The 3,284-nt window shown below is 56.9% G+C and carries 1 tRNA gene and 1 rRNA gene; both read left to right on the top strand.

Features of this window, described 5'->3' with window-relative positions:
- Positions 1 to 183 precede the first annotated feature (183 nt).
- A tRNA-Ala gene (locus C482_RS03575) sits at positions 184 to 255 on the top strand.
- 274 nt (positions 256 to 529) lie between these two features.
- A 23S ribosomal RNA gene (locus tag C482_RS03570) occupies positions 530 to 3,284 on the top strand; the annotation flags it as partial.

Genomic DNA, 3,284 nt, shown 5'->3' with positions numbered 1-3,284 from the left:
CTAAAGTCGTAACAAGGTAGCCGTAGGGGAATCTGCGGCTGGATCACCTCCACAGATCGGGACTGGGGCGACGCCCCAGCCCACCTTTCAGTCCACGTTCGGTCACACCATCCACCCGCCGAACCGAACGGGCACCTTTGAACTACCAAGGCTAACACCTCGTTCCCTCCAGGTTGGAGGGGTGGGCCCATAGCTCAGTGGGAGAGTGCCTCCTTTGCAAGGAGGATGCCCTGGGTTCAAATCCCAGTGGGTCCATATCGCGTCACGATCTCTTCGGAGACCGTGGCGCACGAACCGATGCACCACTCCGCGTAAGCGTGAGTGGGAAGGGTCAATGCAGGCCGGCCGTCTACCGGCGTGCAGATGAGACCGNGATGCACCACTCCGCGTAAGCGTGAGTGGGAAGGGTCAATGCAGGCCGGCCGTCTACCGGCGTGCAGATGAGACCGTGTGTACGTGTAGTCCAGGCGTCCACTGGACCCGTTCCCGGGTCACGATATGCTACACTTCTGGTGTAGCGCCGATCCGATGAACGTGGCTACTGTGCCAGCTGGTGGATCGCTCGGCTTGAGAGCTGAAGACGGACGTGCCAAGCTGCGATAAGCCTCAGGGACCCGCACGGAGGGAAAGAACTGAGGATTTCCGAATGGGAATCCCCACCGCAATTGCTTCGCGCAATGGGGAACGCCGAGAACTGAAACATCTCAGTATCGGCAGGAAAAGAAAACGTAATGTGATGTCGTTAGTACTGGCGAAGGAACGCGATACAGTCCAAACCGAAGCCTTCGGGCAATGTGGTGTTCGGACTGACGATCACTCTCCGAAATTCGACACGAAGTCTCTTGGAACAGAGCACGAGACAGGGTGACAGTCCCGTACTGTCGACNAGTAAGAGACGAGTCAGCTCCAGAGTATCGGGGGTTGGATATCCCTCGTGAATATCCCAGGCATCGACTGGGAAGACTAAACACTCCTCAAGACCGATAGCGAACAAGTAGTGTGAACGAACGCTGAAAAGCACCCCACAAAGGGAGGTGCAATAGGGCGTGAAATCAGTTGGCGATAGAGCGACGGGGCTTACAAGGTCCTGATCATAATGACCGTAGCGCGAGCTACCAGTAAGCTGATCAGGAAGCCGAAGTTCCGTCGTACGTTTTGAAAAACGAACCAGGGAGTGTGCCTGATTGACGAGTCTAACTTGAGTATCAAGGAAGGCGTAGGGAAACCGACATGGCCGCAGCCGTTAGGTGAGGGCCGCCGTGTTCAAGCGCGGGGAGTCAATCGGGCACGACCCGAAACTGGATGATCTAGACGTGGGCAAGGTGAAGCGTGCCGAAAGGCACGTGGAGGCCTGTTAGTGTTGGTGTCCTACAATACCCTCACGTGACCTACGTCTAGGGGTGAAAGGCCCATCGAATCCGGAAACAGCTGGTTCCAACCGAAAGATGTCGAAGCATCACCTCTGCCGAGATAGTTCATGGGGTAGAGCGACGGATTGGGGGACCGCACTCCGAGAGGAGTGCGCCCCCCTGTCCAACTCCGAACCTATGAACGTCGTTCGACGCAGGGAGTCCGGTGCACGGGGTAAGCCTGTGTACCGTAAGGGAGACNGCGCCCCCCTGTCCAACTCCGAACCTATGAACGTCGTTCGACGCAGGGAGTCCGGTGCACGGGGTAAGCCTGTGTACCGTAAGGGAGACAACCCAGAGCTGGGTTAAGGTCCCAAAGTGTGGATTAAGTGCGATCGAAGGTGGTCTCAAGCCCTAGACAGCCGGGAGGTGAGCTTAGAAGCAGCTACCCTCTAAGAAAAGCGTAACAGCTTACCGGCCGAGGTTTGAGGCGCCCAAAATGATCGGGGCTCAAATCCNGTGAGCTTAGAAGCAGCTACCCTCTAAGAAAAGCGTAACAGCTTACCGGCCGAGGTTTGAGGCGCCCAAAATGATCGGGGCTCAAATCCACCACCGAGACCGAGCCGTACCCCTCACAGGGTAATCGCGTAGGTTGGCGTTCTGTTCGGGTGGAAGCACGGATGAGAATTCGTGTGGACCGTTCAGTAACGAAAATCCTGGTCATAGTAGCAGCGTTAGTCGGGTTAGACCCCCGACGGCCGAACGAGTAAGGGTTCCTCAGCAATGCTAATCAGCTGAGGGTTAGCCGGTCCTAAGTCAGCCCGTAAGTCGAAGCTGACAACAGGGAAATAGGTTAATATTCCTATGCCGGTATGCAATAAAAGTTGACGCTTTGGGGCCACCCAGGCTGGGCCTTCGCCCAGTTGAACAGTCGAAGAGCGTGGAAGCCGTAATGGCACGAAGCGATCGAATGGCTGGATAACGCAAGTTGGGTCAACCCAGAGCCCGTGAAAAGACGAGCATACTGTCCGTACCGAGATCCGACACAGGTACTCATGGCGGCGAAAGCCAAGGTCTGTCGGGATCAACCGACGTTAGGGAATTCGGCAAGTTAGTCCCGTACGTTCGCAATAAGGGATGCCTGCCTCGGAAAGAGGCAGGTCGCAGTGACTCGGGCGCTCCGACTGTCTAGTAACAACATAGGTGACCGCAAATCCGCAAGGACTCGTACGGTCACTGAATCCTGCCCAGTGCGGGTATCTGAACACCCCTTACAAGGGGACGAAGGACCCGTTAACGGCGGGGGTAACTATGACCCTCTTAAGGTAGCGTAGTACCTTGCCGCTTCAGTAGCGGCTTGCATGAATGGATCAACGAGAGCGCCACTGTCCCAACGTTGGGCCCGGTGAACTGTACGTTCCAGTGCGGAGTCTGGAGACCCCCAAGGGGAAGCGAAGACCCTATAGAGCTTTACTGCAGGCTGTCACTGAGACGTGGTCGCCATTGTGCAGCATAGGTAGGAGGCGTTACACAGGTACCCGCGCTAGCGGGCCACCGAGCCAGCATTGAAATACTACCCGATGGTGACTGCGACTCTCACTCCTGGCGGAGGACACTGGTAGCCGGGCAGTTTGACTGGGGCGGTACGCGCCTGAAAAGATATCGGGCGCGCCCCAAGATTTCCTCCCCCGCGTCGGAGACGCGGGAAAGAGCGCAAGAGCATACGGAAGTCTGACAGTGTCCGGCACAACGACGGACGCTGACGCGAAAGCGTGGTCTAGCGAACCAATTAGGCTGCTTGATGCGGCCAATTGCTGACAGAAAAGCTACCTTAGGGATAACAGAGTCGTCACCCGCAAGAGCACATATCGACCGGGTGGCTTGCTACCTCGATGTCGGTTCCCTCCATCCTGCCCGTGCAGAAGCGGGCAAGGG

This window comes from Natrialba chahannaoensis JCM 10990, assembly GCF_000337135.1.
Lineage (GTDB): Archaea > Halobacteriota > Halobacteria > Halobacteriales > Natrialbaceae > Natrialba > Natrialba chahannaoensis.
This window is presented reverse-complemented; position numbering and strand designations above follow the sequence as displayed.